General features: G+C 68.9%; 12 protein-coding genes. 4 read left to right on the top strand and 8 right to left on the bottom strand.

What is annotated here, in order from left to right:
• Positions 1–4 precede the first annotated feature (4 nt).
• Positions 5–1,192, bottom strand: a complete 1,188-nt coding sequence (locus ACZYRS_RS16160) for an aminotransferase-like domain-containing protein (RefSeq protein ID WP_463420058.1) — start codon at positions 1,190–1,192, stop codon at positions 5–7.
• Positions 1,193–1,331: 139 nt separating this feature from the next.
• On the opposite strand from ACZYRS_RS16160, the gene nth reads away from it, so the two are divergent.
• The 3 genes from nth (at position 1,332) to ACZYRS_RS16145 (ending at position 3,871) form a co-directional block, all read left to right on the top strand.
• Entirely contained in the window at positions 1,332–1,979 is a 648-nt protein-coding gene (gene nth / locus ACZYRS_RS16155; protein ID WP_463420057.1) for an endonuclease III, read from the top strand.
• 10 nt (positions 1,980–1,989) lie between these two features.
• Positions 1,990–2,838 (top strand): Ivy family c-type lysozyme inhibitor, encoded by an 849-nt coding sequence (locus ACZYRS_RS16150; protein WP_463420056.1) that lies wholly within the window; start codon positions 1,990–1,992, stop codon positions 2,836–2,838.
• A 121-nt stretch (positions 2,839–2,959) separates the two neighbouring features.
• The gene (locus ACZYRS_RS16145) at positions 2,960–3,871 is read left to right on the top strand and encodes a hypothetical protein (RefSeq protein WP_463420055.1); all 912 of its coding nucleotides are present in this window, start codon (positions 2,960–2,962) and stop codon (positions 3,869–3,871) included.
• Here ACZYRS_RS16145 and ACZYRS_RS16140 read toward each other — a convergent pair whose 3' ends face one another.
• From ACZYRS_RS16140 to ACZYRS_RS16125, 4 genes are read right to left on the bottom strand one after another with little or no spacing between them, the layout of a single operon-like run.
• Positions 3,872–4,438, bottom strand: coding sequence for a histidine phosphatase family protein (locus ACZYRS_RS16140; RefSeq protein ID WP_463420054.1), 567 nt, complete (start codon positions 4,436–4,438; stop codon positions 3,872–3,874).
• On the bottom strand, positions 4,435–5,229 hold the full coding sequence (locus ACZYRS_RS16135) for an adenosylcobinamide-GDP ribazoletransferase (protein ID WP_463420053.1): 795 nt from the start codon (positions 5,227–5,229) through the stop codon (positions 4,435–4,437). The genes ACZYRS_RS16140 and ACZYRS_RS16135 overlap by 4 nt, the downstream gene beginning before the upstream one ends.
• Positions 5,230–5,234: 5 nt before the next feature.
• Entirely contained in the window at positions 5,235–6,284 is a 1,050-nt protein-coding gene (gene cobT, locus ACZYRS_RS16130; RefSeq protein ID WP_463420052.1) for a nicotinate-nucleotide--dimethylbenzimidazole phosphoribosyltransferase, read from the bottom strand.
• Positions 6,281–7,747, bottom strand: a complete 1,467-nt coding sequence (locus ACZYRS_RS16125; protein ID WP_463420051.1) for a cobyric acid synthase — start codon at positions 7,745–7,747, stop codon at positions 6,281–6,283. Before ACZYRS_RS16125 ends, cobT begins: the two co-directional genes overlap by 4 nt.
• A gap of 155 nt (positions 7,748–7,902) precedes the next feature.
• Between ACZYRS_RS16125 and ACZYRS_RS16120 the strand changes: the two genes are divergently transcribed.
• Complete coding sequence (locus tag ACZYRS_RS16120; protein ID WP_463420050.1) at positions 7,903–8,151, top strand: hypothetical protein; 249 nt, start codon at positions 7,903–7,905, stop codon at positions 8,149–8,151.
• Here the strand turns inward: ACZYRS_RS16120 and ACZYRS_RS16115 are convergent.
• From ACZYRS_RS16115 to ACZYRS_RS16105, 3 genes are read right to left on the bottom strand one after another with little or no spacing between them, the layout of a single operon-like run.
• The gene (locus ACZYRS_RS16115; protein ID WP_463420049.1) at positions 8,114–9,604 is read right to left on the bottom strand and encodes an efflux transporter outer membrane subunit; all 1,491 of its coding nucleotides are present in this window, start codon (positions 9,602–9,604) and stop codon (positions 8,114–8,116) included. The two genes, ACZYRS_RS16120 and ACZYRS_RS16115, sit on opposite strands and share 38 nt — an antisense overlap.
• Before the next feature lie 30 nt (positions 9,605–9,634).
• Positions 9,635–12,922 (bottom strand): efflux RND transporter permease subunit, encoded by a 3,288-nt coding sequence (locus tag ACZYRS_RS16110; protein WP_463420048.1) that lies wholly within the window; start codon positions 12,920–12,922, stop codon positions 9,635–9,637.
• Between the two features lie 40 nt (positions 12,923–12,962).
• Positions 12,963–14,219 (bottom strand): efflux RND transporter periplasmic adaptor subunit, encoded by a 1,257-nt coding sequence (locus ACZYRS_RS16105; protein WP_463420047.1) that lies wholly within the window; start codon positions 14,217–14,219, stop codon positions 12,963–12,965.
• Positions 14,220–14,320 lie beyond the last annotated feature (101 nt).

Genomic DNA, 14,320 nt, shown 5'->3' with positions numbered 1-14,320 from the left:
TTGTTTACAGGGCCTGACCGAGTCGCTTGACGCCCTCTTCGATCTTGGCCATATCGGCGGTCGCAAAGCTCAAACGCAGCGTCGCCACATCGGGCTTCTCGGCGAAGAACGGCGCGCCGGGCACGAAGGCCACGAGTTTCTCGATCGCGCGCTTGGCCAGTTCATTTGCATCGGCCAGCTTGCCGTTGGCGCCCGTCAGGCGCGCCCAGAAGAACAGACCGCCGTTGGGCTGCGTGAAGCTCACCGCATCGCCCAGTTCGCGCTTCAATGCCGCGCCCATCGCCTGCGCGCGCTGGCCGTAGACCTCGCGCACATGCGCGAGCGTCGCGGGCATGCGGCCGCTCTTGAGGTACTGCGCGGCCGTGGCCTGCGAGAAGGTGCTGGTGTGCGCGTCGCTGAACTGCTTGCACATCGTCGCCTTGGCGAGCAGCTCGGCGGGCGCGATCATCCAGCCGATGCGAAGGCCCGGGCTCAGCACCTTGCTGAGGCTCCCGCAGTGCGCGAGCAGTTCGCGGCTGCCCGGAACGTCTTTGCTCAATGCGAGGATCGAAGGGGGCGGTGCTTCGCCGAAATAGAGATCGCCGTAGGGGTCGTCCTCGACGATCAGCGTCTGGTACTTCACGGCAAGTTCGAGCACCTTCTTGCGGCGCTCCAGCGTCAGCATCGCGCCGCTGGGGTTGCCGAAGGTCGGGATCAGGTAGACGAACTTGGGCTTGTGCTCGGCGATGAGCTTCTCCAGCTCGTCGGTCTTCACGCCGTTGGCGTCGATCGGTGCGCTGATGAGCTGCGCGCCGTAGAGGCGAAAGCACTGGATGGTGGCCAGGAAGGTCGGGCCTTCGACGATCACCTTGTCGCCGGGGGAAATCATGGTCTTGCCCAAGAGGTCCAGCGCCTGCTGGCTGCCGGTGGTGACGATGAGGCCGCTCGGGTCCACATCGACGCCCTTGGTCTTCATGAAGGAACTGAGCTGGCTGCGCAGCGGCTCGTAGCCTTCGGTGGCGCCGTATTGCAATGCGCCGCCGGGCTCCTCGGTGAGTGCCTTCTGGCTCGCTTCCTTCAGGCCCTCGACGTCGAACATCGCGCTGTCCGGGAAACCGCCCGCGAAACTGATGATGCCGGGCTTGCCGAGCAGCTTGAAGAGTTCGCGGATGGCGGAGGTTTCGACGTTGTCGAGGCGGGAGGCGAATTGCATGGTCAGTCTCACTTTCTGGGCGCCATTGTCGCGAAAGGCGGGTGCATGAATGCTGCGTAAGGCTATCGTCTTTCAACGATATATTGCGCCTGTCGCCGCCCTGCGCCCCCGGCAAATGCGCGCGGCGCCTTCGAGCCCCATGAAAAAAGACAACATCCCCCTCTTCTTCGCCATTCTGCAGGCGGCCAACCCCACACCCGAGACCGAGCTCGAATACGACACCCCCTTCGAGCTGCTGGCCGCCGTGCTGCTCTCGGCGCAGGCCACCGACGTGGGCGTGAACAAGGCGACGCGCAAGCTGTTTCCGGTGGCCAACACGCCGCAGGCCATCTACGACCTGGGGGTCGAGGGGCTGGAGCCTTACATCAAGACCATCGGGCTCTATCGCAGCAAGGCGAAGCACCTGATCGAAGCCTCCCGCATGCTGGTCGAGCTGCACGGCGGCGAGGTGCCGAAGACGCGCGCCGAGTTGGAGGCGCTCCCCGGCGTCGGCCGAAAGACCGCCAACGTGGTGCTCAACGTGGCCTTCGGCGAGCCGACGATGGCGGTCGACACGCACATTTTCCGCGTGGGCAACCGCACCGGGCTCGCGCCGGGCAAGACGCCGCTGGAGGTGGAACTCAAGCTGGAGAAGCGCGTCCCACCAGAATACCGGCTGCACGCGCACCACTGGCTCATCCTGCACGGCCGCTACATCTGCGTGGCGCGCAAGCCGCGCTGCTGGGAGTGCGCGGTGGCGCCCTACTGCGACTACAAGCCCAAGACACCGGCCCCGAAAACCGCCTGACGACCTGCGCATGACGATCTCGAAAACCCACGGCGCCCTCCTCGCCACCGCGCTGCTCTCGGCAGCCGCTTTCCTGCCGGCCGCGGCCTGGTCGCAGCAAGGCGGCAAGGGCCTGCCGCCCGACGCCATGGCGGCCTATGGCGGGCGCTGGTCGACCGCGTGCGCCGATGCGTCCGCGCCCACCCTGCAGGTGCGCGAAGACCAGCTGATCGTCGAGAGCGGCAAGCGCCGCGTGGTCGGCCAGTCGCCCGAGACGGCGCACAGCTTCTTCGGCAACAGCCAGCCGCCCGCGCGCTTCGACGTCGCGCTGATGAGCGAGGTGGAAAAGGCCGGTGCCCTCACCTTCCTGGTCTTTCGCGAAACGCGCGGCCAGTCCATCACGCTGGATGCCGCCAAGCCGGTGGCGGGCCAACTGGGCCCTGAGCTGATGAAGCTGCGCTACTGGCGATGCGACGGCTCGGCCCGTGCCGCGACGCCGCCCATGGAACCGGCAGCCACGAAGCAGCCCGCTCCGCCGACGGGCAGCCCGGCCGCGCTCGCACAGGGCCCGGCCATGCAGAAAGCCTGGCGCGCCGCGCTCGGCGCCAAGGAAAACGACCGCTGGCTGGTGCGCCGCGAAGGCCCCGCGCCCGAGCCGCAATGGGTCACCGTGGACGGCACGCGCTATGTGCTGCACGCCTTCTGCAAGCCGCATGACTGCCACGACAACAACGCCGTCGCGCTCTACGACCAGGGCTCGGGCCGCATCTACGGGCTGGTGCAGCGCAACGGAAAGAACACCCTCGTGGGCGCGCCGCCACAGGCGCTCGCGCCGCAGCTGGACAAGCTCTGGCGCGAGCAATGGCGCCAGAAGAACTGAACTGACGGGGCGCCCGGCCGCCCCCCAACGCACTACGCCGTCTACCTCCAACGATGGATGTGCAACCGCCGCCGGAGGCAGACACTGCACGCCACCACCACCCGTGGAGGAGGCAGACGCCATGGCACTCACGCCCGAGCAGCAGCAAGACATCCGCGAGGAGGAGTTCTTCCGGATGGAAGTGCGCAAATCCCTCGCCGCACCGAAGGGTCCGCCCTCGCTCATGGACCGCCTCTCGGCCTTCGGCGATTCCAAGGTCGGCTTCTGGCTTTTGACGACCGTGCTCGCCGGCCTCGTCGCCACGGGCTTCACCAAGCTGCAGCGCTACTTCGACCAGGAAGACATCGCCCGCCGCGAGCTCGCCGAGCGCAGCCGCCGCGACGCGGACATGCTGCTCAAGCTCGGCCCGCTGCTCACCTCCGACAAGCGCCCGCAGGTGGACATGGCGATCGTGCTGCTCAACAGCCTCTCGGCCGGCGACGGCATCGACAAGCAGGTGTCCGGGCAGATCGTCGCGCTGTTCCGAAGCACCGCCGAGGCCGGCAACCGGCCCAACGCCACGCCCGAGGAGCGCGTGGCGAGCCAGGCGATCTACAGCTTCTTCGACAAGGCGGGACTCTCCGCGATGCAGGCCTGGGGCACGCCGGCCGCGGCGAGCGTCGCGGCCGAGCCGGCGACGGCGGCCGCCGCGCCCAGCCTCGTGGCGGCGGCGCTGGACAGCGCCTCGCTGCCGATCCGCATCTACCTGCAGGTGGGCGACCGGGCCGACTGGCCGGCCGCGACCAAGGCGTCGGAGGGGTTGCGGCAGGCCGGGATGATCGTGCCCGGCATCGAGCTCGTGCCCGCGCAGAACACGCCGAAACAGAACAGCGTGCGCTACTGCAAGGACAAGGTCTCGCCCGCGGCGCTGGACCGGGTGCGCGCGGCGACAGCGAGCCAAGTGGTTCCGGCGCCCGCGATGACCGAGCTGGCATCCAAGCTGTGCAACAACGTGCGCTTCAACCACTTCGAACTGTGGTTCGCGCGGGCGTAGTTATCGGCCGATTGGAGGGTGTTCGAAAGTGAGCCAACCGCCGAATGCGAGTTCACCCGCGGGCCAGTCGGCGGCGTTTGCGGGGCAGCGGATGCCGCGCTGCAGCAGCGTCACTGCGCGCAGCACACCGGCGTGCGTGACCCACAGCGCATCGCCCTCGCCCGACAGCCATTCGTCGTGCGCTTCGGCCGCGCGCTGCATGAAGGCGCGCACGCTCTCGCCGTTCGCACCGGCGATGCCGTCGGCGAAATTGCCGGTCCAGGCCTCGAACTCCTCGCGCGCAATGGCGGACCATGGACGGCCTTCCCACGCGCCGAAGCTCATCTCGGCGAGGCGGGCGTCGTGCTGCACGGCCAGGTCGGGGCGCAGCGCCGCGATGGTATCGGCCAACGCGACGCAACGCCGCAGCGGCGAACTGCGCAGCGCGATGCCGGCCGGCAGCAAGGGCGCGATGCGTTGCGCGGCGGCCCGCGTGGCTTCGGCTTCCGCTTCGAGATCGGTCGCGCCGTAGCAGAGGCCGGGTGCCGCGATCACGGGCGCATGGCGCAGCAGCCAGAGCTTTCTCATGCCTGCCAGGCCAGCGCGAGATAGATCGCGAGTTCGCAGACCTGCTGCGTCGCGCCCAGGCCGTCGCCCGTAAAGCCCTGCAGGCGACGGATAAAAAGACGCGCCATCCATCCTGCCGCCACGACGGCGGCCAGCAGCGCAGCGACGACATGCACCGCGTCATGCGCACACAGCAGCAGCGCCACCGCGGGCACCGACCACAGCACCGCGATGACCAGCGCCCCGCCGCCGATCGCATCGGCCAGCGGCTTCGCCTTGCTCGCCCCGCTGTCGCCGACATAGGGCAGCCAGCGGATCAGGAACAGCGGCGCCAAACGCGACAGCACATGCGCCCCGACGATCGCCACGGCCACCGCCTCCAGCCCGCGCCCGGCCAGCGTGGCGAGCAGCGCGAACTTCAGGCCCAGCGCGAGCACCAGCGCGACGGCACCGAAGGCGCCGATGCGCGAGTCCTTCATGATTTCCAGCGCGCGCTCGCGGTTGGCCGAACCGCCCAGGCCATCGGCGACGTCGGCGAGGCCGTCTTCATGGAAGGCGCCTGTCAGCATCACGGTGGCGACGGTGCTCAGCACCGCTGCGGCGAATGCGCCCGCCACGCTCTGCAACCCGACACCCACGGCCACGAAGACCAGCGCCGCCACACCGCCCACGAGCCACCCGATGCCGGGCAGATGCGCCGCGCTCGCGCGCAGCATCTGCGGACTGAATCCGACCCACGCCGCGAGCGCCCCTGTCACCGGCACGCGGGTGAAGAACTGCAGCGCGAGCAGGAAATGGCGAACGCCGTTCATGAAGCTCAGGCGTCCTTGCGCGACACGCCCGCCGCCTCGAAGCTCGCCATCTCGCGCAGGATGCGGCACGCCGATTCGAGCAGCGGCCAGGCCAGCGCGCCACCCGAGCCTTCGCCCAGGCGCAGATCGAGGTTCAGCAGCGGCTCCAGCCCGAGGTGCTTGAGCAGCAACGCATGTCCCGGCTCCGCCGAGCTGTGCGCGGCGACGCAGCGCTGCGTCACATGCGGCTGCAACGCTTGTGCGACGAGCACCGCGGCGCTGGCGATGAAGCCGTCGACAACGATCACCCGGCGTTCTTCCGCCGCCTGCAACACGGCGCCGACCAACGTGGCGACCTCGAAACCGCCGAATGCGGCCAGAGCGTCGAGCGGCTCGGTCGCGGCCGAATGCAGTGCGAGCACTTCGCCCAGCACCTCGCGCTTGCGTGCGAGCCCCGCCGCGTCGAGACCGGTGCCCGACCCCGTGCAAGCGCCGATGTCCAGCCCCGCGAGCCGCGCCAGCAGCAGCGCCGCCGACGAGCTGTTTCCGATGCCCATCTCGCCCAGCAACAAGGCATTGCCCGGCAGCACGCGCACCACCTCGCGCCCGTTGGCGATGGCCTGCGCGCACTGCGCGGCGGTCATGGCGGGGCCGGCCGACGCATCCGCCGTCCCGGCCGCGATCCGCCGCGACACCAGCCCCGGACGGGCCTGGAAATCGCGCCGCACGCCGCAATCGACCACCGTGAGCGCCAGCCCATGCTGCCGCGCGAGCACGCTGACCGCCGCGCCGCCCGCGAGGAAGTTCTCGACCATCTGCCAGGTCACGTCGCTCGGATACGCCGAGACACCGCGCGCCGCGAGCCCATGGTCGCCCGCGCAGACCAGCATCTGCGGCGCGTCGAGCACCGGCGTTTCGCTGCCCAGGATCGTGCCGATCCGCAGCGCCAGCGTCTCGAGCCGGCCGAGCGCGCCGAGCGGCTTGGTCTTGTTGTCGATCGCGTGCTGCAGCCTGGCTGCCAGCGCGGCATCGGTGATATCGGAAAGGGTGGGAATAGAGGGAATCGTGTCGTTCATGCGAATTCAATCAGGCCGGCAAGCACGCCGGCGTCGAAATGGGTGTCGATGAAATCGGCCAGGCCGTCGAAGGTGCTGTCGAGCGTGGGCGCCGCCGCGCCGAACAGTGCATGCAGCACCGCCGCATCCTCGAAGAGGCCGTGGAGGTACAGCCCGAGCACATTGCCGCGCGCGTTCTGCCAGGCCAGGCCCTCGGGCATCACCGCGTGGCCGTCCTCGGCCATCTGCGGGTGGGCGGCGGTCTGGCCGTGGTGGATTTCGTAGCCGGCCATCGGCACGCCCGAGAGCGCCGCCCAGTTGCCGGTCAGCGCGCCAAAGGTGGCGCTGCGATGGCGCACGGTCTTCTCGCGTTCGAACACCGTCACCAGCGGCAGCAGGCCGAGGCCCGGCGCGTTGCCGTCGATGCCGTGCGGATCGACCAGCGCCTCCCCCAGCATCTGCAGCCCGCCGCAGATGCCCAGCACCACACCGCCCCGCGATGCATGCGTGGCCACGGCGCTGTCCAGCCCCTGCGCGCGCAGCCAGGCGAGGTCGCCGCTCGTGTGCTTGGAGCCGGGCAGCACGATCCAGTCGGCGCCGGCCACGTCGGCGGGCGTGCGCGCCCAGACCAGCCGCACGCCGGGCACGTTCTTGAGCGACTGGAATTCATCGAGGTTGCTGATGCGCGGATAGGCGATGACGGCCACGGTCTTCGTCACCTTGCCGCTCGCGCGGCTGCGGTCGTCGAACACGCCGTCTTCCTCGGGCAGGCCGTGCTGCCACCACATCGGCAGCGTCGCGACGGTGGGCACGCCGGTCAGCGCCTGCAGTTTTTCGGGCGCGGGCGACAGCAGCGAGGCGTCGCCGCGAAACTTGTTGAGCACGAAGCCATGCAACAGAGACCGGTCGGCCTCGGGCAAGAGCGCCCAGGTGCCGTAGAGATGCGCGAAGGCGCCGCCCCGGTCGATGTCGGTGGCGAGCAGGCAGCGGGCCTGGGCGTAGCGGGCGACGCGCATGTTGACGATGTCGCTGGCCATGAGGTTGATCTCCGCCGGCGAGCCCGCCCCTTCGATCACCACCACGTCGTTCTCGGCGCGCAGGTCGTCGAGCGCCTGCGCGATCTGCGGCCACACGCGCTCGCTGCGCCCGCGCCAGGGCAAGGCCGAGAGCGCCTCGCTCACCTGCCCCATCAGGACGACCTGGCTGTGGGTGTCGCGCTCGGGCTTGAGCAGCAGCGGGTTCATGCGCACGTCGGGCACGGCGTTGGCCGCCAGCGCCTGGAAGTACTGGGCGCTGCCGATCTCGCCGCCATCGACCACACGGGCGTTGTTGCTCATGTTCTGCGCCTTGAAGGGCGCCACTTTCAGCCCCTGCCGCGCGTACCAGCGGCACAGCGCCGTGGCCAGCCAGCTCTTGCCGGCTCCGCTGGTGGTGCCCAGGACCATGACGCACCGCGCCGGCCTGCTTTTCGCCGTTGAACTCATGGGCCGGATTGTCGTTGAGCGCCGGCGCGCCCCGAATCGGGCGGCCGAAATGCGGCATCTTTCACGCAGGCGGCCGGGGATGCGGTTGCGTTTTGAATCCGGGGGCGTCGTTTGTCCGTATACAAGACACCTCAATGCCTTGCGACCACGGACCCATGCCCGCTCTCAACGACCTGGCGCTCACGGTCGAGGAACGCGAGCCGGGCCAGTTCTACTGGACCCTGCTCGAAGCCCTCGACAACAGCGGCCACTCAGACCTTCACGACACCCGCGACACCCTCGATTACCGGGTATTCCGCACGGCCGGCAAGCCGCAGGCCACCTACTCCAACGCGCTGGCCCTGGGCGTCGCGGAGCTCCAGAAGATCAGCGCGTCGCCACCTTCTGCGCAGCAGCAGGGGTAGCGGCCGGGGCAGCCGACGCGGTTGCCGCCGGCACTTCCCACGTCCCGCCGATCGCACGGATCAGGCCCACGGCGGCCTGGTACTGCGCCGACTTCACCTGCAGCGCCTGGCGCCGGTTGCGCAACTCGCTGCGGCGCGCGTCGAGCAGGTCGAGCTGGCTGATGTAGCCATTGCGATAGCGCGTGTCCGACAGGCTCGTCGCCCGCTGCGCCGACGACACCGCCTTGGCCTGCACCACCGATTGCTCCTGCAGGATGCGGATCGCGGCCAGCTGGTCTTCGACCTCCTGGAACGCCACCAGCACCTGCGTGCGGTAGCTGGCCAGCGCGCCGTCGAGCTGGGCGTTGGCGCCCTGCAGGCCGGCCTCGCGGCGGCCGCCGTCGAAGATCGGCAGCGACAGCAGCGCGCCCACGCCCCACGAGCGGGCCGACCACTTGAAGAGGTCGCCGATCTCGGGCGAGGCGTAGCCGGCGGCGCCGGTCAGCGAGATGTCCGGGAACCATGCGGTCTGCGCCACGCCAACGCGGGCCTGCGCCGCGAGCACCGCGTTCTGCGCGGCCGACACATCGGGCCGGCGCGTGAGCACCGTGCCGGGCACGCCGGGCGGAATGGCCGGCAGGGCTGTCGCCCATTCGTCGGTGCGCACGCCGAAGCTGGAGGCCGAATCGCCCACCAGCACCGCGAGCGCGTGCTCGACCTGGGCGCGTTGGCGGTCGAGTGCCAGCGCGTCGGATTCGGTGGACGACACCTCGGTCTGCACCCGCGCCACATCGAGCTCGGCGATGTCGCCGGCCGCTTGGCGGCGCTGCGTGAGGCGCAGCGTGTCGCTGTAGGCGTCGACCGTCTCGCGCATCAGTGCGCGTTCGGCGTCGAGCGCGCGCAGCTGCAGGTAGGTCTGCGCCACTTCGGCCTGTACCGCGAGACGCGTGCTCTGCAGCAGGCCTTCGCGGCCGGCGGCATCGAGCTTGGCCGCGTTGCTGGCGCCCGAGAGGCGGCCGAACAGGTCCACTTCGTACGAGAACGTGGCGCCGATGTTGGTCATGGTGCCCGGCGAAACGCTGGCCGTGGCCTTGTCCAGGCCCGCGCCGCGGTTGGCACCCGCGCCCAGGCCGATCTGCGGCAGCCGGTCGGCATTGGCGCTGCGCGCAAGCGCGCGGGCCTCGGCCAGCCGGGCCGCGGCGGCCTGGATGTTGTTGTTGTTGACGTCGGCCTTCTCGACCAGCGCATTGAGCACCGGGTCGTTGAACGCCAGCCACCAGGCGCCGCGCGCCTGCGCTTCCGAAGGCAGTGCCTTTGTGAAGCCGGCCGGCGGCGTGGCGCCCTGCTCCTTGAACTGCGCCGTGGTCTGGATTTCCGGCACGCCGGAAGGCACCGTCGCGCAACCGGCCAGCGCCAGGGCGGCGACCAGCGGCAGGAATGCGTTGCGCACCAAAGGTTGGAATGCGAATTTCATGATGAACTTTCTTCTTGATCAGCGATGCGATCAGTCATGCGACCCGTGCGAGGGACGCGGCGAGGCCGGCACCGGGTGCAGACCGCCACCGCCCGAACCACCGTGCGACGACGAAGGCGCCGGGGCGGCCGGATGGCCCGCCGAGACGAACTCCTCGCCATGCGGCACTTCGCCATGCAGCTTGAGCGGCTTGTTGCCCGCCAGGCGCCGCAGCAGCACGTAGAACACGGGCGTCAAGAACAGGCCGAAGGCCGTCACCCCGATCATCCCGGCGAACACCGCCACGCCCATGGCCTTGCGCATCTCCGAGCCCGCGCCGGTCGAGAGCACCAGGGGCAGCACACCCATCACGAAGGCCAGCGAGGTCATCAGGATCGGGCGCAGGCGCAGGCGGCTCGCTTCGATCGCGGCCTGGATGGGCGTGCGTCCGGCGAACTCCAGCTCCCGTGCGAACTCCACGATCAGGATCGCGTTCTTCGCACTCAACCCCACCAGCACGATCAGCCCGATCTGCGTGAAGACGTTGTTGTCACCCCCCGATATCCATACGCCCGCCATCGCGGCCATGATGCCCATGGGCACGATCAGGATGATCGCGATCGGCAGCGTCAGGCTCTCGTACTGGGCAGCCAGCACCAGGAACACCAGCAGGATGGCCAGCGGGAACACCAGGAAGGCGGAGTTGCCGGCCAGGATTTCCTGGTAGGTCAGCTCGGTCCACTCGAAGCTCACGCCCTTGGGCAGCGTCTCGGCCGCGATCTTGGTGATCACGTCCTGCGCCTGGCCCGACGAATAGCCGGGTGCCGGGCCGCCGTTGATGTCGGCGGCGAGGTAGCCGTTGTAGCGCATGGCGCGTTCCGGTCCGAAGGTCGAATTGACCTTCATCAACGCGGCCAGCGGCACCATCTCGCCCGAGGTCGAGCGCACCTTCAAGAGGCCCACGTCTTCGGCACGGGCGCGGTAAGGCGCATCGGCCTGGACGCGCACGGAGTACGTGCGGCCGAACTTGTTGAAGTCGTTGGCGTACAGGCTACCCAGGTAGATCTGCATCGTGTCGAAGATGTCCGTCACCGGCACGCCGAGCTGGCGCGCCTTGGTGCGGTCGATGTCCGCGTACAGCTGCGGCACGTTGACCTGCCAGCTCGTGAACATGCCCGTGAGCTCGGGCGCGGCCTGCGCCTTGGCCATGAAGGCCTTCACTGCCTGGTCCATCTGGTCGTAGCCGACCGATGCACGGTCTTCGATCTGCAGCTTGAAGCCGCCCGTGGTGCCCAGGCCCGCCACCGGCGGCGGCGGGAACATCACGATGAATGCGTCCTGGATGCTGGAGAACGCGCCGTTGAGCTGGCCCGCCACCGCGCCGCCGCTTTGATCGGCGCGCTTGCGCTGGTCGAAAGGCTTGAGCGTGGCGAACACGATGCCCGAGTTGGAGCTGTTGGTGAAGCCGTTGATCGACAGGCCCGGGAAGGCGATGGCGTCTTCCACGTTCGGGTTCTTCTTCATGATCTCGCCCATGCGCTGGATCACTTCGTCGGTGCGGTCGAGCGTGGCGCCGTCGGGCAGCTGGGCAAAGCCGATGAGGTACTGCTTGTCCTGCGCCGGAACGAAACCGCCGGGCACCGCCTTGAAGAGGCCGAAGGTCACCGCGATCAGCGCGACGTAGACCGCCAGCATCAGGGCCTTGCGCGAGATGACGTTCTTCACGCCGCCGCTGTAGGCCTCCGAACCGCGATGGAACAGCTTGTTGAAGCCGCGGAACAGCCAGCCGAACGCCTTGTCCATGCCGCGCGTCAGCGCGTCTTTCGGTTGGTCATGGCCGCGCAGCAGGAGGGCTGCGAGCGCCGGCGAGAGCGTCAGCGAATTGATCGCCGAGATCACCGTCGAGATCGCGATGGTCACCGCGAACTGGCGATAGAACTGGCCCGTGAGACCGCTGATGAATGCGAGCGGCACGAACACGGCCACCAACACCAGCGCGATCGCGATGATGGGCCCGGACACTTCGCGCATCGCGCGGTACGTCGCTTCACGCGGCGTGAGCCCCGCCTCGATGTTCCGCTCGACGTTTTCCACCACCACGATGGCGTCGTCCACCACGATGCCGATCGCCAGCACCAGCCCGAAAAGGCTCAGCGCATTGATCGAGAAACCGAGGATGTGCAGCACCGCGAAGGTACCGATCACCGACACCGGCACGGCCAAGAGCGGAATGATCGACGCGCGCCACGTCTGCAGGAACAGGATCACCACCAGCACCACCAGCATGATGGCTTCGAGCAGCGTGTGGATCACCGACTCGATCGATGCGCGCACGAACTGCGTCGGGTCGTAGGCGATGCGGTATTCCAGGCCCTCGGGCATGTTCTTGTTGAGCTCGGCCATCGTCTTGCGAACGTTGGACGAGATGTCGAGCGCGTTGGAGCCCGGCGCCTGGAACACGCCCATGCCCACGGCCGGGTCGTTGTTCAGGAGCGAGCGCAGCGAGTAGTCGGCAGCGCCCATCTCCAGGCGGCCGATGTCGCGAAGGCGCGTCACGGCGCCGTCGGTGCCGCTCTTGACGATGATGTCGCCGAATTCTTCTTCGCTCTGCAGGCGCCCCTGCGCATTGATCGACAGCTGCATGTCCACGCCCGAGAGGCCCGGCGATGCGCCGACCACGCCGGCCGCGGCCTGCACGTTCTGGCCGCGGATCGCAGCCACCACGTCGCTCGCCGAGAGGCCGCGCTGCGCGACCTTCTGCGGGTCGAGCCAGACGCGCATCGAGTAGTCGCCGCCGCCGAAGATCTGCACCTGGCCCACGCCTTCGATGCGTGCGAGCGGGTCCTTCACGTTCAGCACCGCGTAGTTGCGCAGGTAATTGATGTCGTAGCGGTTGTTCGGCGACACGAGGTGAACCACCATCGTCAAGTCAGGCGCGCTCTTGACGGTCGTGATGCCCAGGCGCCGCACTTCCTCGGGCAGGCGCGGCTCGGCTTGCGAGACGCGGTTCTGCACCAGCTGCTGGGCCTTGTCCGGGTCGGTGCCCAGGCGGAACGTGACGGTCAGCGTGAGCACGCCGTCGGTCGTGGCCTGGCTGCCCATGTAGAGCATGCCTTCGACGCCGTTGATCTGCTCTTCCAGCGGCGTGGCCACGGTTTCGGCGATCACCTTGGGGTTGGCGCCCGGGTACTGGGCGCGCACCACCACCGAAGGCGGCGCGACTTCCGGGTACTCCGAGATCGGGAGCCCCCGCAGCGCGATCAGGCCGGCTATCAGCATCAATAGCGACAGCACGCCGGCAAAGATCGGCCGGTCGATGAAGAATTTAGAGAGATTCATGTTGGTTCTCCGGCGGACGCCAAGGCGCCCTCCTCCGAAATCAGGACTTCGCGGCCTCGGCCACGCGTTCCGGTTGTTGTTGCTTGGCGGCGTCCGCCTTGGCGTCCATCGTCACGTTCTGCGGCGCCAGCAGCGCACCCGGGCGGATGTGCTGCAGGCCGTTGACCACGACGCGATCGCCGGCCTTCAGGCCCTTGCTCACGACGCGCAGGCCGTTGATCGAAGCGCCCAGGGCCACTTCGCGGTAGACCGCCTTGCTGTCCTCGCCCACGACCATCACGAACTTCTTGTTCTGGTCGGTGCCGATGGCGCGTTCGCTCACCAGCAGCGCCGTGTCGTTGCGCGCCTGGCCCATGCGGATGCGGGCGAACTGGCCGGGGATGAGCGCGCCGTCCTTGTTGTCGAAGGAAGCACGGACACGCACGGTGCCGCTGCGGGCGTCGACCTGGTTGTCGATCAGCTGCAGCTTGCCGGTGAAGGGCGTGCCGTCCAGGCCGGCGGTGCCCATCTGCACGGGGATCGTGTCGATCTGGCCGCGTGCGCCGACGTTGGCCGGCAGGTCCTTCAGGGCGCGGGTGATCACTTGCTCGTCGGCATCGAAGCTCGCGTAGATCGGGCTCACCGACACCAGCGTGGTCAGCACCGGCGCGCCGGGGCCCGCGGCGACGAGGTTGCCCACCGTCACTTCGAGCTTGCCGATGCGGCCGGACACCGGCGCCCGCACCTGGGTGTAGCCCAGGCTCAGGCGTGCGGTCTGCAGCGAGGCCTGCGCGGCGCGCAGGTTGGCTTCGGCTTCGCGGCCGGCGTTCACGCGCTCGTCCAGTTCGCGCTGGGCGATGGCCTGCTCGTCCCACAGGCGCCTGGCGCGTTCCTGCTCGCTGCGGCTGAAGGCCTGGCGGGCCTGCGCCGAGGCGACCTGCGCTGCGGCGCGCTCCACCTCGGCGGCGTACGGCGCGGGGTCGATGGTGATCAGCAGGTCGCCCTGCTTCACGAGCGCGCCTTCGCGGAAGTGCACCGCCTGCACGGCGCCCGCCACGCGGGATCGCACGTCGACGCGCTCGACCGCTTCGAGGCGGCCGGAGAACTCGTCCCACGCATTGATCTCGCTCGACGCGACGACCGCGACCGACACCGGCGTGCCCTGTTGCGCAGCCACGGGCGCGGTGGCCTCGGCCTTGAAGCTGTACATGCCCACCACCGCGGCGGCCACCGCCAGCAGTGCGGTGAGGCCGGTCACGGCGGGCCACAGGCCCTTGCGGGCGGCGGAAGACAGCTTTTGTTGTTCGTTGTTCGACATGATGTTTCGTCCTTCTCGATGACTTTTTGGGATGCAACAGGCCACCCCGGTGCTTTTGGCACCAGGAGGCGGATTTCAGGGAAAAGAGGGGCCGGACGCCC

The sequence above is a fragment of the Variovorax sp. AC194 genome, assembly GCF_979257995.1.
This window is presented reverse-complemented; position numbering and strand designations above follow the sequence as displayed.